At 56.6% G+C, this 22,955-nt stretch carries 18 protein-coding genes; 1 reads left to right on the top strand and 17 read right to left on the bottom strand.

Annotated features, from left to right (window positions below; all coding sequences use genetic code 11):
- Positions 1–14: 14 nt before the first annotated feature.
- The 14 genes from GTO91_RS03510 to glyQ all read right to left on the bottom strand — a co-directional run bounded on the left by GTO91_RS03510 (position 15) and on the right by glyQ (position 18,726).
- Positions 15–2,021 carry a WecB/TagA/CpsF family glycosyltransferase gene (locus GTO91_RS03510; protein WP_161254892.1) on the bottom strand — a complete coding sequence of 669 codons (2,007 nt, stop codon included), beginning with the start codon at positions 2,019–2,021 and terminating at the stop codon, positions 15–17.
- Positions 1,987–3,138: a glycosyltransferase family 4 protein gene (locus tag GTO91_RS03515; protein ID WP_161254895.1), complete on the bottom strand. Its 1,152-nt coding sequence runs from the start codon at positions 3,136–3,138 to the stop codon at positions 1,987–1,989. The genes GTO91_RS03510 and GTO91_RS03515 overlap by 35 nt, the downstream gene beginning before the upstream one ends.
- Entirely contained in the window at positions 3,135–3,902 is a 768-nt protein-coding gene (locus GTO91_RS03520; RefSeq protein WP_161254897.1) for a class I SAM-dependent methyltransferase, read from the bottom strand. The genes GTO91_RS03515 and GTO91_RS03520 overlap by 4 nt, the downstream gene beginning before the upstream one ends.
- 6 nt (positions 3,903–3,908) lie before the next feature.
- Positions 3,909–5,102 carry a glycosyltransferase family 4 protein gene (locus GTO91_RS03525; protein ID WP_161254899.1) on the bottom strand — a complete coding sequence of 398 codons (1,194 nt, stop codon included), beginning with the start codon at positions 5,100–5,102 and terminating at the stop codon, positions 3,909–3,911.
- Positions 5,026–6,528, bottom strand: coding sequence for an O-antigen ligase family protein (locus GTO91_RS03530; RefSeq protein ID WP_161254901.1), 1,503 nt, complete (start codon positions 6,526–6,528; stop codon positions 5,026–5,028). Before GTO91_RS03530 ends, GTO91_RS03525 begins: the two co-directional genes overlap by 77 nt.
- Positions 6,525–7,811: a lipopolysaccharide biosynthesis protein gene (locus GTO91_RS03535; protein WP_161254903.1), complete on the bottom strand. Its 1,287-nt coding sequence runs from the start codon at positions 7,809–7,811 to the stop codon at positions 6,525–6,527. Before GTO91_RS03535 ends, GTO91_RS03530 begins: the two co-directional genes overlap by 4 nt.
- On the bottom strand, positions 7,808–8,785 hold the full coding sequence (locus GTO91_RS03540) for a UDP-glucuronic acid decarboxylase family protein (protein ID WP_161254905.1): 978 nt from the start codon (positions 8,783–8,785) through the stop codon (positions 7,808–7,810). Before GTO91_RS03540 ends, GTO91_RS03535 begins: the two co-directional genes overlap by 4 nt.
- Before the next feature lie 36 nt (positions 8,786–8,821).
- Positions 8,822–9,478, bottom strand: coding sequence for a sugar transferase (locus GTO91_RS03545; RefSeq protein ID WP_328793717.1), 657 nt, complete (start codon positions 9,476–9,478; stop codon positions 8,822–8,824).
- Between the two features lie 176 nt (positions 9,479–9,654).
- Entirely contained in the window at positions 9,655–10,905 is a 1,251-nt protein-coding gene (locus GTO91_RS03550) for a GumC family protein (RefSeq protein ID WP_161254907.1), read from the bottom strand.
- A gap of 350 nt (positions 10,906–11,255) precedes the next feature.
- Positions 11,256–13,940, bottom strand: a complete 2,685-nt coding sequence (ppdK, locus tag GTO91_RS03555; protein ID WP_161254909.1) for a pyruvate, phosphate dikinase — start codon at positions 13,938–13,940, stop codon at positions 11,256–11,258.
- Positions 13,933–14,763 carry a pyruvate, water dikinase regulatory protein gene (locus GTO91_RS03560; RefSeq protein ID WP_161255100.1) on the bottom strand — a complete coding sequence of 277 codons (831 nt, stop codon included), beginning with the start codon at positions 14,761–14,763 and terminating at the stop codon, positions 13,933–13,935. The genes ppdK and GTO91_RS03560 overlap by 8 nt, the downstream gene beginning before the upstream one ends.
- 45 nt (positions 14,764–14,808) lie before the next feature.
- Positions 14,809–15,450: a helix-turn-helix transcriptional regulator gene (locus tag GTO91_RS03565; RefSeq protein ID WP_161255103.1), complete on the bottom strand. Its 642-nt coding sequence runs from the start codon at positions 15,448–15,450 to the stop codon at positions 14,809–14,811.
- A gap of 229 nt (positions 15,451–15,679) precedes the next feature.
- The gene (glyS, locus tag GTO91_RS03570) at positions 15,680–17,755 is read right to left on the bottom strand and encodes a glycine--tRNA ligase subunit beta (protein ID WP_161254912.1); all 2,076 of its coding nucleotides are present in this window, start codon (positions 17,753–17,755) and stop codon (positions 15,680–15,682) included.
- A 53-nt stretch (positions 17,756–17,808) separates the two neighbouring features.
- Positions 17,809–18,726 (bottom strand): glycine--tRNA ligase subunit alpha, encoded by a 918-nt coding sequence (glyQ, locus tag GTO91_RS03575; RefSeq protein ID WP_161254914.1) that lies wholly within the window; start codon positions 18,724–18,726, stop codon positions 17,809–17,811.
- A 302-nt stretch (positions 18,727–19,028) separates the two neighbouring features.
- Between glyQ and GTO91_RS03580 the strand changes: the two genes are divergently transcribed.
- Positions 19,029–20,399, top strand: a complete 1,371-nt coding sequence (locus GTO91_RS03580; RefSeq protein WP_161254917.1) for a hypothetical protein — start codon at positions 19,029–19,031, stop codon at positions 20,397–20,399.
- Positions 20,400–20,473: 74 nt separating this feature from the next.
- Here GTO91_RS03580 and recO read toward each other — a convergent pair whose 3' ends face one another.
- From recO to era, 3 genes are read right to left on the bottom strand one after another with little or no spacing between them, the layout of a single operon-like run.
- The gene (recO, locus tag GTO91_RS03585) at positions 20,474–21,295 is read right to left on the bottom strand and encodes a DNA repair protein RecO (RefSeq protein ID WP_161254920.1); all 822 of its coding nucleotides are present in this window, start codon (positions 21,293–21,295) and stop codon (positions 20,474–20,476) included.
- A gap of 10 nt (positions 21,296–21,305) precedes the next feature.
- Complete coding sequence (gene deoC, locus GTO91_RS03590) at positions 21,306–22,031, bottom strand: deoxyribose-phosphate aldolase (RefSeq protein WP_161254924.1); 726 nt, start codon at positions 22,029–22,031, stop codon at positions 21,306–21,308.
- A complete protein-coding gene (era, locus tag GTO91_RS03595) occupies positions 22,028–22,903 on the bottom strand; it encodes a GTPase Era (protein ID WP_161255106.1) in 876 nt (291 codons plus the stop codon). The genes deoC and era overlap by 4 nt, the downstream gene beginning before the upstream one ends.
- Positions 22,904–22,955 lie beyond the last annotated feature (52 nt).

The raw sequence follows: 22,955 nt of genomic DNA on the forward strand, positions 1-22,955 counted from the left end.
TGCAAACCGTCTTATCACTTCGTTATACAACGGGAAGATTCCTGCTTTGTTGTAGATAAAGGGTCTGGGTCATGTATGAGCCATCGCTTCAACCTAGTCAGTTGGAGGAAAGCATAATACATAAAACGGGGGTTGTGTTTCAGATACCGCTTCCACAGACGCGTGGGCTCCATCAGCAGGCGAAAAAACCACTCCATTCCGAGCTGCTGCACCCATGGCGGCGCTTGGCGGAGTGTGCCGGCATGGAAATCAAAAGCGGCGCCTACCCCCACCATCACCGCAGGCAAGTGTCCTTTGCGACGCGCCATCCAGCGTTCCTGCTTAGGACACCCGAGGCCGACGAATAAAATGCGGGCGCCGGAAGCCGCTAATTCGGGAACATCAGAGAGATCCTGATCAAGGGTCGGCGAAAAAGGCGGCGAACTGGCATGGGCGATCAGCAACGAAGGGAATCGGCGGCGCATGTTCTCCATCAGGCGCTGAAGCGTTTCGGGAGAACTGCCGTAAAAGGCGACAGGGATCCGCTCTTGCTCGGCTGCCTGGCAAAGCGCTACGGTAAGATCGGGGCCATAGACCCGGCGCTGTCGGGAAAGCCCTTCCGCTTTCAGCATCCAGGCGAGTGGCATCCCATCAGGAACGACCAGATCGGCGCCGTGTAAGACATCCCGGTATGCCTTGTCATCAAAGGCTTCCATGATCATATGGACGGTGGCGGCGCATACATAGCGGGATTCCCCTTTTTCCGCCCAGTCGAGGATCTTCCGGACAGCCGGTTCAGCGTTGATACCATCGACGCGAATGCCTAGGATCGATCGCCACGGCGTAGCCAAGATTTTCAGCCTAGCCAGCGCATCCTGATAAATCGCCATCAAGGCGTGGTAATTCTTTTCTGCAGTAAACCGCTGCCGGTACTCATTATGGGCGGCGCTGCCCATCCGGCGAGCCAGTGCGCTGTCTTCAAGCAGGCGCTTCGTTTTTTCCGCCAGATCAGCCGCGTTCTCCGGCTCAACCAGAAATCCGGTAATGCCGTCGGCGACGATGTCAGGCAAATTCCCCAGGCGGGTCGCCACCACCGGCCTCCCGCAGGCGTAGGCTTCTACAACCGTCCGACCAAAGGTCTCGTGGCAGGTGGAAGGTACGATAACGAGCCGGCTTTTCTTCATCCTCTCCATCACCTGATCCAATGGCAAGACGCCGGTAAAGATGACGGGCAATCCGCGCGCAGCCTGTTCTAACGCAGTCCGGAGCGGACCGTCGCCGATGACGGTCAACGAGTGGTCGCCGCCGCGCCAGCCATCGAAATGACGCCAGGCTTCAATCAATATGCCCACGCCTTTTTCTTCCGACAGCCGTCCGACATACAGCGCCCCTTCCCCTTCTGTGATATCAGCCTCTTCCTGATCGCGTTTATCGACAAAATTCGGTTTCACATAGAGACGATCGGCCGGGATACCGCCGGCGACGAAGATTTGTCGCGAATGCTCTCCCATGACGATAAAGGCATCCACTGCCTCGCGCCAGAGGCGGCGACACCGGTGGACCTGCAGCATATGGGCCACTGCAGCGGATGCGAGGAAGGAATGGCGGTAACAGCGATGGATGACCCCCCTTACAGGCGACTTCCCAAGGCATCGCTCACAGCGTGCTCCCTTGCAGCGCAACACACCGTTGATACAAATAAGACGAAAGTTACGGAGGTGCTGCACCGTCGCCGCTCCAGCCTGCTGCGCGCCGATATGGATCGCCGGTGAAAAGAGGGGGAAAAAATTATGAACATGGACAATATCTGCCTTCCAGTCTTGAACGGCCTGCCGCACTTCCTGCACTGCATCTTCGTTCCAGGCAGACCGATAGAAGAGCCGGATCATTTGCCACCAACCATAGCCGTCGATCTCCCGGTTAGAACGTTCGAGCAACCGGACCTCATGACCGAATCGCCGCAGCAGTTCCACTTCGGCCCGGGTCGACTGATCCTCTCCTCCCGCTTCACGGTACTGATTGTGAATGACGAGAATGCGCATTCGTCGATGCCCCCCGTGAACAGAGGATACTCTCGAATGTCCTGTGGAACCGTTTGTGGGAAAAGGATTCGATGACGCGCCGGTATCCCTTTTCTCCCATCTGCAACCGTTTCTCAGGATCCTGCAAGAGTTCAATGATGGTATTCGCGATCGCTGGAACATCATCGGGATCGACGAGCAGTCCTGTCTCACCGTCCACAACAGCCTCCACACTTCCATCTACATTTCCTGCCACTGATGGTAACCGGTGAGCGGCGGCCTCTAGGTAGACGATGCCGAACCCTTCCCCTTTTGACGGCATAACAAAAATGTCGCAGGCGGCGTAGATTTTCGCCAGTTCCTCATCGGTCACAGCGCCGAGAAAGTGAACATGCTCCGCCACAGACACCTGCCTGGTCAGATCACCGAGGGGGTCGGCCAGAGGACCATTGCCAACGATGTAATAATGGGTGTCGGGAAAAAGACGCAGGATCGCCGGCAACGCCATGATCGTCTCCCTTTCTCCCTTATATCGACCAGACAGCCGTGTCACTGTCAGAAGGCGATGCTTCACTGCCGATTGGTTCACCTGGAACAGTTGGGGAAACCTTTCCCGGAGATCAAGTGGCTTGTCTGTAGGGAACTCCCGGAGTTCAAAGACGTTTTGCAACAGCGCGAAGCGGGACTCCGGGATGTCGTAGGCATCGACCATCTTTTCCGTGGTAAATCGGCTGACAGAGACAACCCGATCAACCAGCGCCACCAGCCGGCGAAACAGTGGCGATGGTCTCTGCCAGACCTCGGTCCCGTGAACAAAGAGCAGGATCTCCGCGTTCGGACAGAGGAGGCGGATCAAGGGATGCAACCAAGCGAAGAGGACATGCTGGACAAGGACCGCATCAGGTCGAAAAGACAGCAACGCGCCGGCAAAGCGCAGGAGAAACCGCAATTTATCAGAACGAAATCCCGCGTAGGTTACATGCCCGCCCAGGTCTGACGAGCAGTTGTCATCCCAGAGGGAGAACACCTGCGCCTGCACACCGTCCATCTCCGAGAGGGAACGGATGATCCGCTGATTGAACCGCTCCATACCACCCGTTCGGGAGTAGGCGCATAGGGTGATCATCAGCGCTTTCACAGCCGGTCCTCCCCAGATGTTTCTTCCGTCAGCGGTGTAGCCCTTACCAGAAGGTTCCGTGTCGGTATCTTCGGAGTCGCCTGCCCATCGGCTAAATAGATTAGGCGGTGCAGGGCAGTCAGGTACATCTCTCGCAATCTGCCCTGCCATGTGGCGGCGCTCCATGCAGGCCTCACTTCGATGGATTCCGGAGGGAAACCGGACGCGATCAACAGATCACAGACGCTTTTTTCGGTAAAACCCACCTCATGGGTCAAGTCATTGTAGCGGTGGTAGAGCCCTACCACGGAAGCCATGTTCGGTGTCTGAAAAATGACGCTCCCCGAGGGACGCAACCTATGCCGGACGGCCGTGATAAACCGGCAGAGTTCACTCTTTGGCAGGTGCTCCAACAGGTCGATACACACAATCATCTCCCAGCCCTGTTCCGGACCGGGATAATCAAACACTTGCAAAGCGTCATGACGGCAGACATGTCTGAGTCCCCGCTGGTGACAGATGTGCACGTTTTCGGACGACAGGTCAAAGGCGTACAGGTTCCGATACCCCTTGGATTGCAGGTATCTTTGGAATGTGCCTTCTCCGCATCCAATCTCCAGGATGGGGGCTCCTTTGTCTTGGGGAAGCCAACCCTCGACAGTCCTTGCAAAGGTTTTAAATATGAAAACTTCCGCATTCGGATCCAGCGTCTGTTCCCGCCTGAGCGTGCTGTGGTATTTGGCGATCACCTGTTCCGCCGTCGTCGGCAAGTGCTCTTTTTGCAACAGTGTTTACCCCCCGTCCCCTTCTCCCTTTCGATGCAATGCAAACTGTAAGGCCGACCAGATTCCTTGCACATTGGCTTCAAGGGAATAGCCGGCGACAATCCGTCGTGATCGCTCTTCCATAGCGAACCGTCTCGCATCATCGACAAACAACTCGTGGATGCGCGCAGCAAGGGCCTGCCAGTCACCGACCGGGTAAACGTAACCGTTCTCCCCCAGCCTCACCAGATCGGGGGCACAGCCCACACCGTCACTGGCGATGATCGGGAGGCCGAGATTCATAGCCTCGTTCACGACTAGTCCCCATGTTTCGCTGCTTGACGGCAATACGAGACAATCGCCGGCGGCGTATAAGGCCGGCAAATCACTCTGGTTCTTAAAGCCGGCAAAGCGCACACCTTCGAGCCGCTCACGGTGAACCATCTCCTCGCACTCAGATCGCAGAGGACCGTCCCCGATGACGAGCACCCCATACTGTTCCCGATCGGGAAGCCTGGAAAAAGCCTGGAGCAGATCACCTAACCGCTTGAGGGGAATCAACTTCCCGCAAAAAACGAGAATCCGTTGCGACGGCGAGAATCCCATTTGCGCTCGGATCTGTTCTCGCCCCGCCCTTGGATCCGGCAGGGTAAAGAAGCGGTTATCGACACAGTACGGGGTCCAAAACAGTCGCTCCCTAGGAATTCCATAGGCCTCGTAATAGCCGTATTGGGTTACTCCCACACAGCCAAAGGCGGCGATGTTCCGGTAGAAGGAATACCGGTGCCTGTCGGCGATCCACCGTTTTACTCCGCTTTTTTGAGGCGGTGTGTCGGCACGGTAGATGACAGGGATGCCGGCCCCGACAGCTGCGTCGAAGGCGTCGAGATATACCTTAAACTCCTTGCCAAGGAGCAGCAATGCATCGAATCCTCCACGCCGTATGGCCTCCTTTACGTCGGGACAACGGTACCGGAAACGCCAGTTCAGCCACGTCAAAGGCCGGTTTTTAAGAAAATGGTGGCGATAGCCCGATAACAAGTCCACATCCCATTGAACAGGCATATTAAAGCCCTTGTCAAAAACAGCCTCGGATGCGCCGCCTTTTGACGCGTAAAAGACCTCCACTTCCAACTGAGGGTGATCATTCAGCGCCCTCCATAGGGGCGCCAGGTATTGAATGGGATGGGAACTGACGATGCAAAGTCGAATCACGGCCATCGATACCCCTTATCCGTTCCGAAGCGGCCCCTTCCGTGAAGGGATGGCAGGCGAAACCGCACCAAGCGAGGAAAAACGCGTTGAAAAAAGTGGGTCCGGCAGTCACGCCAGCCAGAAAGAGACCGATCAACACCGCCGGCAACCAGGAACGATCCTGTCCTAACAGGAGGGCCTTTTTCAGACAGAGGAAGTAGAAAACCAAAAAAGCGCCTAAACCGGGAACGCCGCCGGCAAATAACAAATGAACGAGAAAATTGTGGCCATCATCGGTTTGCGCGTTTTCTATCTCTTGTTCCAGGCTGCCGGATATTTTTGCGCTCAAGACATACAGGCCTGATGTGGGTCCCTCGCCGAAAACAAGGTGTTCTGGCAAGGATTTAATAAATATTTTGGCAGCGTCCTTGCGCGCGCTCAATGAGCCAAGGCTGAAGACTTTGTTTTCCAGGGGATTGTCATAGGCTTCCGCTGAAAAAAAATTGTCATAGGTCCATCCGCTCAACAGGGTTAACGCCATGTAGACAGGGATGACCAGCATAACGACTCTGCCTCGCAGGGATCCTTTGGTCCACCGGAGGATCAAATAGATGGAAAAGGATAGCAGCAAAGAAATCCAAGGGGTTCGGGTCATCGCCAGCGCCAGTGAGAAAAGCAAAAACAGGCCGACAAGGCTGCGCAACCAGATTTGCTTGGGCCAATCAGTGATCATGAGAGAGATGATCGCCGCGACAAGGAAGTAGCCGTAGGAAAAATGATCGGCAAAAAAGGAATAGGGCCGCATGATTTCATTTGCAATATGGGCTCTCCACACATTGCCGGCTTGGATGGAAAAGGAATGAGAGTATTCCGCCCAAGCCAGGTCAATGGGACTTGGCCCGTAAAAAAACTGGTAGGCGCCGTAGGCGCCGGCGACAACACCGAGGCCTGTGATCATCTTCACAACCTGCTGCGCCGAAGTCCCGGCGGATCGGTAGGCGAAAAATAGCAATTGGGGTGGAAGAAAATAGAGAATGACGATAACCGCAAAGGCAGGGCGGTTGAATTCGTGAACGAGAACTCCGGCGATGTAGGTGAACAGGTAAAACAGAAAGGCTTTGTCTATCCGGTCAAGCTCTCCCCCGGCGATCCGTTCGGCCAACCCCCGCAAGCCCAGCACCAGAGTGGCCCCATGCCCAAAGGCCAAGGGAAGGTACTGGGCAAAACTGTCAGCAGGGTCGAATAAAAAAATCATTCGTTTCAATGTCTCAACGAAGACGAACATGACCAGGTATACAGGAAGCGCCGACCCAATGGGGCGAGTCAAAGCAACCCACAGCGCCACCAACGGCAGCACAGAGACGACGATGGCGCCCCCCCAACCGCTGGCAACAAATCCTGTCAATATGAGGCTGGCGAATAGGGTTGGCAGAAAGAGCCGGTAGTTGTTCATTCCGTTCGCTCCGCAACCTTTTCTTCGTTCAGAACCAGCAAAGCCTTGCGATAAAGTATGTACGTCATAAAAGCGGCTGTCAGGTATGTCATAACGATGCTGTAGGCCGCGCCTGCAACACCCCAGCGGGAAATCAAAAAGAGCGACGTCAACAACCCGGCCGCTGCCTGAAAGGCATTGGTGACAAAATGCAATTCCGGACGATGGATGGCGCGGAGGATTATCGAATAGGCGGCCGCTGCAGCCGTAATCACCGGAACGAAACCGACAACAGGGACCAGCCGGACGTATTCGGCGTAACGCCCTCTGTAGACGAGTCCCACCAGAAAGTCGCTGAAAGTCCATAAGAGTAACATATAGGCGATGCCTGCGGCGGTGAGCAGGAGCATCATTGAAAGGCCCTTGCTTCGCAGTTGCGCAAGCTTCCCTTCGCCAAAATCGCGAGATAAAGCAGGCAGCATCAGGGTGCTTGCGGCCGTGACCGTCTGCATCATGGGAAGGATGAAGTTCATCATGGCCTGCAGGGCGCCTGCCGCTTCGGCGCCTGCCCAAAATCCCAGCATCATCGTCTGCGCCTGCGATGAGCCGAAGGAAAGCAGTGAAGAACCAAGGATCCACCGGCCAAATATCCAGTTTTCTCGGAGAGTCGAATGCAAATCCGCCCATCCGATCATCCCCGTCGCCCGTCGCCGGCGATCCTTTTTCACGAGCAACAAGGACCCCGCTATCACCCCTGCGATCCCCATGATCAGGAAAGCCAAAGCCGGGGAAAGCAATTCGCACTCATGAAGGATGGTGACGGCTGTCAGAGAAAAGCCGGCGTACAGCATATTGCCGGCTACGGCATAGGCGATCTGCCCCGATATATACATTTGCCTGCGGTAAGTCCAGTAGTATAAGGTCATGGGCAGGGTAAGCCCAGCGGTGATGATTACCGGCAAGAGCGTATTCCCAGGCAAGGCGCGGTGAAAGAGAAAACCAATCGTCGCGACAAAAAAAGCGATGATCAGGGTGATCAGAAAATGCGCCCGCAACTGGAGGGAAAAATACTCGCCCAGGTGTTCCCTATGCCGGGATGGGCCGATGACACTCATCGGTTCGAGGATAAGCGCATTGTGGATGCCTGCCAAGAAAAGAAAAAGCGCAGAAGCCAACACGAAAGCGCCATAAAGGTCGGCGCTCAACCAACGAGCCAACAGGATGCCGAATAGAAAATTGCTCCCTGAAAATAACGCCTGCTCCAAAAGGGCCAAGGCGGCCCCTTTTGCCCACTCTCGTTTCACCGCGTTATCTTTCCATACTCCTCCTTTACGTGTTGGCTTCGAAAAAATTCGATGGTTGACCGCAACCCCTCATCGAGGCTAGTCTTCGGAGTCCAGTTGAGCCGTTCTTTCGCCAATTTGATGTCGGGTCGGCGTCTTTTCGGATCATCCTCCGGTCGTGGCTGGAACACGAAGCGGGAAGCGCTGCCGGTTAGCGCGCGAACCTGGGAAGCAAGTTCCAGGATGGTTGTTTCCGCCGGATTCCCCAGGTTGACGGGACCGGGAAAATCATCGGCGCCGTTCATCATCCGAACCATGCCTTCAATAAGGTCATCAATATAACAAAAGGAACGGGTCTGACTTCCGTCTCCATAGATCGTCATATCCCCGCCCGCGAGGGCTTGCACAATTAAATTGCTGATCACCCGTCCATCATCATTGTTCATCCGGGGGCCATAGGTGTTGAATATCCTCACTACCCGAATATTTACTCCCTTCTCTCGGCGGTAATCGAAAAACAGCGTCTCGGCGCAACGCTTACCTTCGTCATAGCAGGCCCGCCGTCCAATGGGATTGACGTTGCCGAGATAATCTTCTCTCTGAGGATGAACCTCTGGATCGCCATAAACCTCGCTTGTCGAGGCCAGCAAAATTTTCGCCTGCTTCCTGTTTGCCAGTTCCAAAAGATTCAATGCGCCAAGCACATTGGTTCGCAGTGTTTGGATCGGTCTGCGGCTGTAGTGCACCGGAGAGGCTGGACAAGCAAGGTCGTAAATTTCTTCCGCATCCAGTTCGAGGGGGAGTTCCACGTCGTGCTCGACGAGCGAAAACCGTGGATGGTTTAAGAGATGGTATACATTTTCCTTTCTGCCCGTATAGTAGTTGTCCAGACAAATCACGTCGTGCCCATCTCGAATCAAGGCATCACAGAGATGAGATCCGATGAATCCGGCGCCTCCGGCCACTAAGATTCGTTTTCTTCGCAAATTACCCATCCTTCCAAACCCGAGGAAGTCGGCAGTCGCTCCTTATCAGTACGCTCCATCTCCTTTAATCACAACAACTGCTGTTTTCAACAGAATCATCAAATCCAACCGGAGGGACCGATTTTGGACATACCATGCTTCCAGTTCAATCCGCTGAGTGAAATTGAGCTTGCTTCTTCCTGAGACCTGCCATAAACCAGTCATCCCCGGTTTCACTGTCAGCCCAAGTTGAAATAGTGAATTATCCTCCTGCCCCTCCCCCTCATACAGGGGGCGCGCTCTTGGTCCGACAAGGCTCATCTCACCTTTGAGCACATTGATAATCTGCGGGAGTTCATCAAGACTCGTTGTCCGCAAAAACCGACCTAATGGGGTTATTCGCGGATCACTTTTTAACTTAAAATGATTCTCCCACTCCGCCTTCATACGCGCATCATTGCTTAAGGCTTCCCTTAACACCTCTTCCGCGTTATGAACCATGGTGCGAAATTTAAAACACGGAAAGGTCCTTCCCCCTTGGGAGAGGCGTTTTTGAACGAAAAACACAGGTCCTGGAGAGGATATTCTTATCGCCACTGCAATCATCAGCATGATGGGAAGCACGATAATAAATATCACAGCGCCAACGATAAGGTCCAAGCAACGCACCATGAATTGCTCCCGATAAAAAATGGTATTTTTGCCGAGGGGGCTGCCGTTCACCCTTTATCCAATCACTCCTCGTAACCTCTTTTGGGGATGATTATTTGGACATAACCTACCCTATAGAATATATGCGCGGGTAAATGAATTTAGGAATAATTATGATATTCATTTGCGCTCATTTTTGGTGTAATTAGGACATAAAGAGCAAGCTTTCGACTTTTTTCTTAGAAAGGCTAGGTTTCTTTCTCTTTTTTCTTCATGATTTCCCCGGGAAATTCCAGCATGATGGCAAGAACTGAAGATAGGATCATGCCTATCAAAAAACCGAGCAACATGTTCTTCTTTTTGTTCGGTTTGAAGGGGGTTGTGGGAGTGATGGCAGGAGACGCCACCTTAACTGTTGTTTCTCCCTGATTGATGAAACGGGCGATCCGGATCTCCGTCACCTTCTCCATGAGCAGATTGCGCGTATTTGTGTGCCGTTCCACTTCCCGCTTTAAACGTTCATACTCCGTCTGCTTCGGCGCCATTTCTTCTTGGATGGTTGCCCATTTTTTTTCGATCTCTCCGATCGACGCAACCAGCGTTCTCAGTTCTGCCTTTTTTCCTGCCAGTTGGGACGCCTTTTGGGTCAATTCCGTTTTCAACATCGTGTACACCGGGTTGATTTCTTCCGTTACCCTGGGGACAACGGGATGATCGGTGCTTTGAAGGCTTCTGTGATCAGCACACTGGATCTTCTGTGGCGTTTCCTCAAGTTGCCTCTCCAATTCGATGATTTGCGCGCCAATTTGCTGCACTTCAATTTCCGCCTGTATTTTCGCATTTCCATATCGGGTCAGCAAATCGGTCAGGTTTTTTGCCTCCTGATCGAGCACATTCGAGTTTCTTGGCTGAGCGAGAAAATTGTTCAGGTCCTCCATGGCTTTCTGCAGCATTTTTTCCTCTTCATTGGCCTGCTGCTCCAACAGGTATCCCGATTTTGTCAGCTTCTGCAGGTTCATTTCTGTCATATATTCGGCAAATTCATTTCCGAGCGTATTGGCCAAGTCCCTGGCAAACTCCGGATCGGCGTCGACAGCCTTCACTTCTATCAGGTTGGTGTCCTTGATCATGGAAGCGGTCACCTGACTTTTCAGCCGCGTTGTGTCATGTTCTTTCAGTCGCATGCTGTCGATCACCCGTTGCAGCACCGTATCGGTTTGCACCTGGGCGACGTAGGATTGCATGGTAAACTCAGGCATCTTCGATGCCGAAGAGATGACCTCTTCCAGATTGAAATTAGCGGAAGATCCGATTTGCTTCGTATCGCCCGCCCTTAAGATGAGCAATACCAGTTTGGCCTCGTAGGCCGGAGAAAGAACAAAGAAACTAACCAGCGTCGTTATCACAAAGGACAAGGATGTGGTAAAAACGATCATCCACCTGTGCTTTTTTAAGGCCTCAAAGTATTGCCATAAGAAAAAACCCTCGTTGCGTGCCATGGAAGTTCCTCTTTCTTATGTACGCGAATTCTATTAATGACATTATATCGTCGCTGTCACAACAATTTCAATTAAATACAATCATTTCCCACGTCGAGATAAAAAAAAATCCTTGGCTATTGCCAAGGAAAGAACGCAGTGGCTCCGCTGCCGCACCTGCGTTGGAAAGATCATCCATTATAGTTTATGCAGGAGGGACGGCGGATTATGTCTCTTCTTTTGTTGTTTTTCCCGAGGTTCTCTCCCGGTGGCTGTGGGAATCCGTTCGCCGGGCAGTTCGGCTTGAAAGAGGTCATCTTCATATACTTCGATCATGTTCCTAGTATGCCCGGAGATCAGTCTTCCTATCGTTATCCGTTCCGGACGGCCGCTTGAGCCGCCGCCAGGCGGGCGATGGGCACCCGGTAGGGCGAGCAGGAGACGAAGTTGAGGCCGATGAGGTGGCAAAACTCAATGGATGACGGCTCACCGCCATGTTCGCCGCAGATGCCGACGAGCAGGTCGGGACGGGTGGCGCGTCCTTTTTCTACGGCAATCTTCATCAGACCGCCAACACCTTCCCGGTCAAGAACGACAAAGGGATTGTCGGCCAGGAGCTTCCGGTCCGTATAGATGCCGAGGAACTTCGATTCGGCGTCGTCGCGGGAAAAGCCGAAGGTGGTCTGGGTCAGGTCGTTGGTGCCGAAGGAGAAGAACTGGGCTTCTTTCGCAATCTGGTCGGCTGTCAGGGCTGCCCGGGGCACCTCGATCATGGTGCCGACGGTGTAGTGGAACTTGGTCCCCGTCTCAGTCATGACGGCAGCGGCTGTCTCTTCGACAACCTTGCGCAGGTAGGCCAGTTCTTTGACCTCGGCCACCAGCGGGATCTCGACCTCAGGCTCCACGTCAAACCCTTCATTGACCAGTTGAACCACGGCCTGGAAGATGGCTCGCGCCTGCATGGCGTAGATTTCGGGATAGGTGATCCCCAGGCGGCAGCCGCGATGGCCGAGCATGGGGTTGAACTCGTGGAGAGCCCTGACTTTCTTCATCAGTTGTTCTTTTTCATTGAGTTCGTCGAGCAGGGACTCTTTACTGTCTCCATCAGCTGTCTCGATGGCGCAGTTCAGGCGGGTCGTGTCGACAAGCAGGTCTTCTAGGTTCGGCAGGAACTCATGGAGGGGCGGGTCGAGCAGGCGGATGCAGACAGGGAAGCCGGCCATGGCCTTGAGGATGCCGTAGAAATCGCCCTGCTGCATCGGCAACAGCTTCGCCAGCGCCGCTTCGCGCTCATCGAGAGACTGGGCGAGGATCATCTCCTGCACGATGGGCAGCCGCTCCTGGGCCATGAACATGTGTTCCGTCCGGGTGAGGCCGATGCCGGCGGCGCCGAAGTTACGGGCCATTTCCGCTTCCTCCGGCTTGTCGGCGTTGGCGCGGACGCCGAGGGTGCGGAGCTCGTCGGCCCAGTCGAGAAGGACGCGGAACTCCTTCGTCAATTCCGGTTCGAGCATGGGAACGACCCCTTCGATGACGCGTCCAGTGGCGCCGTCGATGGAGATGATGTCGCCCTTGCGGTAGGTCTTGATCCCGCCGGCGGCGGTGGCGACGGCAAAGTCGCCGCGGTTGTAGTCGATGCGCAGGGCCTCGCAACCGCAGACACAGGGTTTGCCCATCTGGCGGGCTACGACGGCGGCGTGGGAGGTCATCCCGCCGCGGCTGGTCAGGATCCCCTGGGCCTGGACGATGCCATGGATGTCATCCGGTGTCGTCTCCATCCGGACCAGGATCACCTTTTCCCCCGCCTTACCGAGGGCTTCCGCCTCATCGGCGTCAAAGACGACCTTGCCCGAGGCAGCGCCGGGAGAGGCCGGCAAGCCGGTGGCAATCACGGTCAGTTTGGCTGACGGGTCGATGCGGCGGTGGAGCAGTTGGTCCAGGTGTTCCGGTTCGACGCGCAGGATCGCTTCTTCCTTGCTGATCAGGCCTTCCTGTACCATGTCAACGGCGATTTTGACGGCGGCGGCGGCGGTCCGTTTGCCGTTGCGGGTCTGCAGCATCCAGAGCTTGCCCCGTTCGATGGTGAACTCGATGTCCTGCATGTTGCGGTAGTGCCGCTCCAGGATCCCACAGATCTCGACGAACTGATCAAAACATTCGGGCAGTTCTTCCTGCATGCGCGAGATATGTAGCGGCGTGCGGATACCGGCAACGACGTCTTCGCCCTGGGCGTTGATCAGGTACTCGCCGTAAAGCGCCCTTTCCCCTGTCGAAGGGTTGCGGGTGAAAGCCACGCCGGTGCCACAGTCGTTGCCCATGTTGCCGAAGACCATGGCCTGCACGTTGACGGCTGTGCCGAGGTTGTCGGGGATCCGGTTGATCTGGCGGTAGACGCAGGCGCGGTCATTGTTCCAGGAGGAGAAGACGGCGCGGACAGCCCCTTCCAGTTGAGCCATGGGATCCTGCGGGAAGGTCTGGCCGGTTGTGCGCCGGACCATGGTCTTGTAGTCTTCGATCAGGGCGCTCAAGCTATCCACCGACAGTTCGTTGTCGAAGCGAACGCCTTGGCGTTCCCGGTAGTCTTCCAGGATATGTTCAAAATCGGCGTGTGAGGCGCCGAGAACGACGTCAGAGTACATCTGGATGAAGCGGCGATAGCAGTCGAGGGCGAAACGGTCGTTCTGGGTCTCCTGGGCAAGGCCTTTGACAGTCACATCATTGAGGCCCAGGTTCAGGATCGTGTCCATCATCCCGGGCATGGAGAAAACGGCGCCGGAACGGACGGAAACAAGCAGGGGGTTTTCGGCGTCGCCGAATTTCTTGTCCAGTTTGGCCTCCACTTCGGCCAGGGCGGACTTGACTTGTTCCATCAACCCTTCAGGAAAGTCTTTGCCAGCGTCGTAGTAGGCGTTGCAAGCCTCAGTGGTGATGGTGAGGCCCGGCGGAACAGGCAGACCGATGTTGGTCATCTCGGCCAGGTTGGCGCCTTTGCCGCCCAACAAGGATTTCATTTCCGCTTTGCCTTCCTCAAAGAGGTAGACCCATTTTTTAGACATTCCGTTCCCCCCGGTAATAATATTCCAACACGCGTGCGGCAGTCTCTTCCACCGCTTTGTTGGTGACGTTAATAATTGGACAGCCGACGCGTTTCATGATGCTTTCGGCGTAGTCCAGTTCCTGCAGGATCCGCTGGTGGCTCGCGTAGTCGGCATTGCCGGCCAGTCCAAGGGCGCGTAGCCGTTCTGTGCGGATGCCATTGAGCAGTTGCGGTGAGATCGTCAGGCCCACCACCTTGCGTCGCGGCAGTTGAAAGAGTTCTTCCGGCGGCGCCACCTCAGGAACGAGAGGCACGTTGGCCGCCTTGATCCGTTTATGGGCCAGATACATGCAGACAGGCGTCTTGGATGTGCGTGACACGCCAATCAGGATCATATCGGCGTGCAGGATGCCGCGGGGATCCTTGCCATCGTCATATTTCACGGCAAACTCGATAGCCTCGACTTTGCGGAAATACTGTTCATCCAGTTGGTGCAGCAATCCCGGTTTTTGGGCCGGTTTCAAATTGGTCAATTTCTGGAGCCGCTCGATCGTCGGCCCAAGCACATCGATCGTCGGGATCTGGCGCTCTTGGGCAAGGCGCAACAGCGTCTCGCGCTGTTCATCGATGACCAGCGTGTAGGCGATGATGCTGCGATGCCTGGCCGCCTCCTCGATGATTTCTTGGATGTGGCTCCGATCCAGCACGTAGGGCACTCGCTTGATCTCGAACCCCTGACCGTCAAACTGGCTGGCGGCGGCGCGAACGACAAATTCGGCAGTTTCACCGATGGAATCGGAGACTACGTAGATGACTGGTTTTCCACCATCCGCGCTAGCGATATGCTTCCCCTCCTCGCTTCCGAAGCGACGATCATCTGCTCCGGTTTACAATTCGTCGTTCCCAAGTTCTACAAAGAAGCGGGTGATGTTCGTTTTGGTCAGCCGTCCCACCACTTCCAACCGTTCCTGTCCATTGGGCTGGACAAAGGTGCGAACGACAGGCAGCGCGTCAATTTGATGGGTGATCAGCCGCTTGGCCGCGAGGTAGACAGTGTCATCGGGTGTCACAGTGATGATGTTCGGCATGCGGGTCATCACCATCCCGACAGGCATCTTGTGAACATCGCCGCCGCTAATGGCGATCTTGAGGAGGTCTTTGCGGGAGACGACGCCGGAAAGATAACCATCGCCATCGACGACAGAAAGGGTCCCCACATCCTCGGTGAACATGGTGACAACAGCGTCATAGACGCTGGCCGTCTCCCGCGCCACCACCGGCAGGGATTTGATGTCCTTGACACGGAGCTTGCTGATGGCGCGAGCCACAAGCGTGTTCCCTGACCTGCCGTTATAATAGTAGCCTACCCGGGGACGGGCTTCCAGAATTCCCGACATGGTAAGGATTGCGAGATCGGGCCGTAAGGTCGCGCGGGTCAACTCCAAAAGATCGGCGATCTGCTCCCCTGTGATCGGCCCTTTCTCCTTCACGATCTGTACGATTTTGACCTGGCGTTCAGAGAGTTCGATACATCGTCACCACCTTGCCGTCCTCACCCACTGTTCAGAATTATGTCATACTATATGGTTTCATGACCAAAATGATCTATACTATATTGGCCGCCCTTTTTCCTGCTTAAGAGACAGATTTTTTGTTCTACGCGCGTACATTAATCAAAAATTGCTTCCTGTAAAAAGAAAAGGCCGCTGACCTAGTCAGCAGCCCGAGAACGCACTCACTGGCGCGTAGTGTTTATGATTAATCGACGAGCTTGCTCAGATCAGCCACTCCCCGGGTCAGTCCGATAACACCGTTGAGGAGGGCGAGACGGTTTTCTCGGATGGCCGGATCGTCGGCCATAACCATGACGGCGTTGAAGAAAGCGTCCACAGCCGGACGCAGGGCGGCTACAGCCGCCAGGATAGCGCCGTAGTCGCCGCCAGCCTGCCGGACTTGCTCTTCCGCCGCCTGCAAGGCCTTGTAGAGTTCACCTTCTGTCGCCTGTTCAAAGAGGTCAGGCTGGATGGATTTATCGCCGCCCTTCTTGGCCAGGTTGGCAGCCCGCGTGTAGGCGGTGATCAGCGCCGAGAAGGCCTCAGCCCGGCGGAAGTCGGACAAGGCTTTGGCCCGTTTCAGCACCTCGGCCGGTTGATCGAAGCCCTCGGCCAGCACGGCGTCGATGGTGTCGTAACGGATCCCCTCTTCCCCGAGGAGAAAGCGCAAGCGCTGGCGGAAAAATTCGGACAGGTCTCTTTGTGTCTGTTCCAGACTGCGCGTCGGCCGGCCCGCTGCGGCGTAGAGGTTGTAGGACTTCTCGATCACTGCTGCCAGGGACAAGGGCAGGTTGCCTCGCATGATGATCTGGCAGATGCCCTGGGCCTGCCGGCGCAACGCGTAGGGATCCTGGGAGCCCGTCGGAATGATGCCGATAGAGAAGCAGCCGACGATGGCGTCGATCTTATCGGCTAGAGCAACCAGGGTCCCTTCCATGGCGCCGGGGACGGCATCGCCGGAGAAGCGGGGCTGGTAGTGCTCACGGATAGCATGGGCGACTTCAGGCGCCTCTCCCGATAATAGGGCGTACCGTTCCCCCATGATCCCTTGCAGTTCCGGAAACTCGTAGACCATATGGGTGACCAGATCGGCCTTGGCCAGTTCAGCAGCACGCAGGGCACGCTCCCGCAACGCCGCCGGGACGTTCATGCTGTCAGCCAGGAAAGCGGTGAGCGCCTGTTCCCGTTCGACCCGCTCATAGACGGTGCCTAGGCTTTCCTGAAAGACGATCTTTTTCAGTTTCTCCTTCTGGGCGTCCAAGGGGGTCTTTTGGTCTTCCGCATAGAAGAAAGCGGCGTCGGCTAAACGCGCCCGCAACACCTTTTCGTTGCCGGCCCGGACGACCGGGAGATGCTCAGATGTGCCGTTGCGGACGGTGATGAATTTGGGCAGCAGGCCGCCGGAGGGACTTTTCACAGGGAAGTAGCGCTGGTGCTCCTTCATCGGCGTGATCAGCACCGCTTCGGGCAGGTGCATGTAATCAGCGTCCACCTCGCCGCAAAGTGCTGTGGGATACTCGACCAGGTAGTTGATCTCATCGAGCAGCCCTTCGTCCTCGGCGACCTGACCGCCTACGGCGGCGGCAAGCTCGGTGATTTGCTTCCAGATCAATGCCTTGCGTTTTTGCGGATCGGCGATAACGTAAGCCTCTTCCAGGCGTTCCAGGTATTCCGACGGTTGGGTCAGTTCGATCGGACCGCCGCCGAGAAAGCGGTGACCGCAGGTCGTCCGGCCCGCTTGCACCCCTTCAACCTCAACAGGGGCGACTTCCTCGCCATAGAGGGCAACGATCCAGCGGATAGGCCGGGCGAACCGCGTCTCACCCCAGGCCCAGCGCATCGGTTTCGGGAATGAAAGACCGCTGATCCAACCTTTCAGCAGTTGCGGCAGCACCTCCCGGGCGGGTCGTCCGCTTTCGGTGCGGAGGGCATAGAGGTAGGGCACGCCGACCAGATCACGGGTCACCAGGGCCGAAACATCAACGCCCTGAGAGCGGGCAAAACCCTGGGCGGCCTTCGTCGGGTTGCCCTCTTTGTCAAAGCCGGCCTTGACGGCCGGGCCTTTCACTTCCAGCCGCAGGTCTTCCTGTTGCGCCGCCACTTGCCTGACATAGAGGGTGAGGCGCCGCGGGGTACCGTAGGTTTCAACGGCGCCGTAGGCCAGGCGGGCCTCCTGAAGCCCCTTTTCGGCCAACTCGCGCAGTTGGGCCAGGGCGGGAGGCATGAATTTCGCCGGGATTTCTTCTGTTCCGATTTCCAATAACAGATCGCGAGTGTTCACGCGTCAACCTCCTCAATTTCCGGGGGATCAAGAGATCCCTGCACAGCAGTTGTCTACTCCCCTGCGTTCTCCTGATCAAGACCGAGCCGCTGGCGCTGCGCCGGATCCTTGATCAAGGGATAACGGAGACGTTCCCGCTGTTTTACATAAGCCTGGGCGCATACTCGGGCCAAGTGGCGAACACGGGTGATGAAGCCGGTTCGTTCCGTCACCGAGATGGCGCCCCTGGCATCAAGGAGGTTGAAGGTGTGGGAACACTTGAGCACATAGTCGTAGGCCGGTTGCACCAGCTCTTTTTCGATCACCCGCAGCGCCTCTTTTTCATACATGTCGAAGAAGTTGAACAGCGCTGCCGTATCGGCCACTTCAAAGTTGTAATGGGAGTAATCGACCTCACCCTGGTGATGGACATCGCCGTAGGTGATGCCTTCGACCCATTCGATGTCGTATACGGAATCCTTCTGTTGGATGAACATAGCGATCCGTTCGATGCCATAGGTGATCTCGGCGCAAACGGGACGGCAGTCGATGCCCCCGCACTGCTGGAAGTAGGTGAACTGGGTCACCTCCATGCCGTCAAGCCAAACCTCCCAACCAAGACCCCAAGCGCCAAGGGTGGGCGATTCCCAGTTGTCTTCGACGAAACGGATGTCATGCTTGAGCGGGTCGATGCCCAGGCGGCGCAGGCTGTCCAGGTACATCTCCAGCACATCGTCGGGAGAGGGCTTGAGGATGACCTGATACTGGTAGTAGTGCTGCAACCGGTTGGGGTTTTCGCCATAGCGCCCATCGGTGGGACGGCGAGAGGGTTCCACATAGGCCACATTCCAGGGCTCTGGTCCCAGGGCGCGCAGGAAGGTGGCCGGGTTCATCGTGCCGGCGCCTTTCTCCACGTCATAGGGCTGCTGAATGATGCATCCCTGTTCCCCCCAGAACTGGTTGAGCGCCAGAATGATCTCTTGAAAATTCACGGTCAAGCGTCCTCCTTATCTTGGTAACGTCTATTTATCGCCGCTTTCATGTCACAACTATCGAGCCATTGCCGCCCCCATTCCGAGTAATCAAACACAATTTTAACACAAAAAGACCAAAAATACGAAACCGCAGGGGAATCCGGTGGTTGATTTTATCGCCCAGCAGGAATTTTTAACAAACAGCAGAAAGTGAATAATGATCGATGCGCATTGAATAAAAAGTTCCTCTCCGGTATAATCATTTAGTGCCAATAAATGCCATGGGCGGATTGTCAACAAGGGGGAAAGGAGCGTATTTTATGTCAGTAGCCGTCTTTCTGGCGCCGACAGCCTTTGACGCTTTTCAGATCGTTGAAGAAATGTTCCAGGCCGGGCTCCCCGTGGCGACGGTAAAAGCAGAGTATGGTTCTACCGTTGTCGAGGGCAGAGACGCGCCTACCCTTGCCACCCGGACGGGCGCCTATGCGGGGCGTCCCACGCCATGCATCGCCGAACTGACCCCTCTGGAAAAAGGAACCATCGTTGTCTCTCGTCTGGACTTAGATACGATCGGCGCCTGCCTCGCTTTGATGGGGCAAAAACCGGAAGATGATAACTTCTGGGCAGGCGCTGCCTATCTTCAGGTGCGCGGACCCCACCGGTCCGGTGATCTTCCTGAGTATGTGCGGGAGCAGTTGGACGCATGGTCTTCCTGGTCTGAATCTCGTCTTCCCCTCGGCCCTTTCCGGCGCACGATCGATGTGACCGCTCATGTCGTCAAGGCCGGTGAGGCCATCCGGGCGATTCTAAGCGGTGATTGGGACCTGCTCACAGCTGGACGGCAGTGGGCAGCGGGTCATGATGCTGTTTCCGAGGCACGGCTGGTCGACGAGAGTCCCCTGGTCCGCGTTTTTGTCACCGAAGGCCCCCGTTGCTCCGCCGCCTATTACTCCCCCCGGCTGGGCCGGATCGTGCCAGCCACGGTCGTCCTTGACTCCCGGCAGGGGACGATCACCATCGCCTGCGAAGGCGGCCAATTCGACGCCCGGTTGATTGTGCGCGAACTCTGGGGTTCCGGCGCCGGCGGCCGTCCCGGCATCGCCGAAAGCCCGCGCGATCGCCGGATGGGTTTGCCTGACCTGATCATGGCCGTCAATGTCGTGGGCAGGGCTGTTGAAGCCAGTTGGGCCGACAACGACCCGCCAACGGTCGATCCCGACGCTCCGCCCGAACTGACTTTTATCGCTATAGATTCTGTGGGCGGTTTGAAAATCGGGGAACCGGTGATCGCCACCTTTCCCTTCTGGAAAGACGGCGCCGTCACGGTGCGCTCCCTCTGGGGCGGTTCGCCTGTTCTCGTCCCCGGCGGCGCTCTTTTTCCGGCCTATCCGGGGTTCTGGCTCCGTATCGAGGAGCGGGCCGAGGAGCCAGGCGCGGCGGTGATCCGGGGGCGCGTCTTCGGCCCCAATGACGCAGAAGACGCCCTGGCGCCCTTGATGGAAGGGGAAGCGATTACGTACAAGGGGATGGAACTTTACCCTGATCCGCAGCGTCCTTTCGTCTACTGCTCTCCCTGGATGACGGCGGAAGACAGCGACTGCGTCATTCGCTGCACAGCCGTGCAACTGCTGCCGACAGAAGCGTATCTGAAGGCATGCCATAAACCGGTGCAAGAAAAACTGGTTCAGTGAGAGCCGGCTCAAGAAAATCGCTTCCGAATTCGATTTGTAGGCCTGTTCAAAATGAAAAGAGCCCCGGAGAACCTTCAGCGAGGTCTCTGGGGCTCTTTTTCCGCTTCCGGTTGATCTGCCTTGGGTTCTGGTTCATCGGCCAGGGAGCGTCCGACTGATTCCATAACCGCCCAGGAACGCATATTCCCTTCAGAACGACAGCGGATGGTATCCTTGAGCACCGCGGAAACGTGGCGCAGCAACTTGGGACCGACTCGCAAACGTCCGAGATCGCGCGGATCCATCTGCAACAGATGGCGCAGCAGCGCGAGTGCCCCGGGGGCGATCAGACCTATATTACCGTGGCGATGGCGGCAACAGTTTCCGACCAACCCGCCCATCTCCGGCGAATAGGCCGGCCAGGGACCCGAATCGGCGATTTCAACCTGTTCGCCGCAGTCCAGGCAGAGAAATAGCTCTGGGCAGTAGCCCAACCGGTCGAGCAGGCGCAGTTGGAACAGACAGGCAACCAGGTCGCCTGGAAAGACGGAGAGCAGATGCCACCCCGTCAGGAGCAACGGGAAAAGGTCAGCCCCGCCGTGATCGGGGCTGAGCCGGTCGACCAGTTCGGCCATAGAGGAGGCATGGCTAAAACGATCCACATCACCATGGAGGGCGGCGAAGGATTCGACCGGTTCCGCCTGGGTCACCGTCTGCAGGTTCTTGCCCTCATAGAGGACGAGTTGGCTATGGGTCAGCGGCTGCGTGCCGGCGCGGAGGCGGCTCGTCGGTTTGCGCACCCCTTTGGCGATGGCGGACACCTTTCCCCGTTCACGGGTGAGCAGTGTAAGCAGCCGGTCCGCTTCGCCATAACTCCGGCTGCGCAGGACCAGCGCCTGGGCACGGTAGACGCGCATATCCGCCCTCCTACCTCGATGCGGAGACCCCGGCGAAGCCGGGGAGGCCGTCAAGGATGACCAGTGAGGCGCTGGTCCCCAGGCGATCGGCGCCGGCTTCGAGCATGCGCACAGCCGTTTCTGCCGTCCGGATGCCCCCGGAGGCCTTAACACGGGCGCGCTTCTCCACTGTTTCCGCCATGAGTGACACATGAGCGGCTGTGGCGCCTCCGGGCCCAAAGCCCGTCGACGTTTTCACGTAATCGGCGCCTGCGTCCAAGGCGCGATGACAGGCGGCTGTGATCTCCTCGTCAGTGAGCAACGCCGTCTCCAGGATCACCTTGACGATGGCCCCAGGCTTTCGGCGGGCTTCTTCAACGACAGCCGCGATATCCGTCTCTATGGCGTTCCAACGTCCCATCTTGGCCCAGCCCACATTCATCACCATATCCAATTCGAGCGCGCCGCCCCGCAATGCTTCTCGCGCCTCCAGGGCTTTCACGCGACTCAGGGAGGCGCCAAGGGGAAAGCCGATGACAGTGGCCACCTTGACCGGGCTGCCCTGCAACAGGGTGGCGCAGGTTTCCACCCAGACGGGGTTGACACAGACAGCGGCAAAACCGTAGGCTGCTGCCTCGCGGCAGAGGACTTCGATCTGCGCCTCCTCCGCATCCGGTTTCAACAGCGTATGGTCGATGAGTGGCGCGACCCTCTCACGGGTCCACCTATCCCCTGTTGGCAAGCTCACGGCTATCACTCCATTTTTTCGTCGAAACCGAAGGATCGCAACACATCAGGGCGCTGGCGCCAGTCTTTCTTCACCTTCACCCAGAGTTCAAGATAGATCGAAGTTCCCAGCAGCGCCTCGATCTCCTGTCTTGCCTTCTGACCAACCTCTTTGAGCAGAGAGCCGCCCTTGCCGATGAGGATCCCCTTTTGAGAATCCCGTTCAGTAAAGATGGTGGCATGGACGACCATGCCACCCTTGGGCGTCTCTTGTAGGTGTTCAATGATGACGGCCACCGAGTGGGGGATCTCCTCCCGGGTGGCATGGAGAACCTTCTCCCGGATCATTTCCGCCATCAACTGTCGTTCCGGCTGATCAGTGAAGGAGCCTGCCGGGTAGTAAAGAGGGCCTTCCGGCAGTTTGGCGAAGATCAGGTCCTTGAGCCGGTCCAGGTTAGTTTTTTCCTTCGCCGAGACAGGGATCAGTTCCTGCCATGCCACCATTTGGCTATACTGGCTGATTTTCTTCAATCCCTCTTCCCGGTTGACGGCGTCCAGCTTGTTGACAACGAGAAAGACGGGCGTTTTGATGTCTTTGAGCATTTGGCTGATGAACTGTTCTCCCCCGCCCGGTTCCTCCGACGCGTCGACGACATAGAGGATCAGGTCCACCTCGTTCAAGGTCTTGCGGGCTGTCGTGACCATGATCTCGCCCAGTTTGTGCTTGGGCTTGTGAATGCCGGGGGTGTCCAGAAAGATGGCCTGTCCGCCTGGCGCGTTGAGCACCCCGACGATGCGGTTGCGCGTTGTCTGGGGCTTGTCAGACATGATGGCCACTTTTTTGCCGATCATTTGGTTCATCAGTGTCGACTTGCCCACGTTTGGACGGCCGATGATGCTGATAAAACCGGAGCGGAGTTTCTCCGCGTTTCTTTCAGCGAGATCCGGCGCGGAA

This window comes from Heliomicrobium undosum (genome assembly GCF_009877425.1).
Lineage (GTDB): Bacteria > Bacillota > Desulfitobacteriia > Heliobacteriales > Heliobacteriaceae > Heliomicrobium > Heliomicrobium undosum.